Source organism: Mesorhizobium sp. M8A.F.Ca.ET.202.01.1.1, from assembly GCF_004791595.1.
Classification (GTDB): Bacteria; Pseudomonadota; Alphaproteobacteria; order Rhizobiales; family Rhizobiaceae; genus Mesorhizobium.
Genome location: NZ_SRUN01000169.1, coordinates 1 through 330 on the forward strand (window position 1 = coordinate 1; position 330 = coordinate 330).

Sequence of the window (330 nt, forward strand, 5' to 3'; positions counted from 1 at the left end):
GGAATAGGGAGTGGGGCAGAACGCTTTCTTTCCTACTCCCTTACTGCCCTGCTCCCCTAACTACGGTCTTTCCTTCGCTTCATGCATCAAGAGCGCTGCCTCCGTCCGTTTGCGCACGTTGAGCTTGTCGAGCACTCGGGTCATGTGGTGCTTGACCGTCTTTTCCTGCAGCGACAGCCGGGCGGCGACCTCCTTGTTGCTCAGGCCCTCGGCCACCAGCCTCAGGATCTCGGCTTCGCGGCCGGTGAGCTGGCTGAGCGGGTCGGGCTTGCGGCTGGTGGGCTGCAAGAGGTCCGACAGCAGCCGCGCCGAGAGTGTCGGCGAGACGTA

The 330-nt window shown here is 63.3% G+C and carries 1 protein-coding gene; it reads right to left on the minus strand.

The annotated features are described in order from the left end of the window. Positions 1–60 precede the first annotated feature (60 nt). Positions 61–330: response regulator transcription factor (locus EN845_RS34350; protein ID WP_135931311.1), on the minus strand; the 270-nt coding region annotated here is incomplete at its 5' end.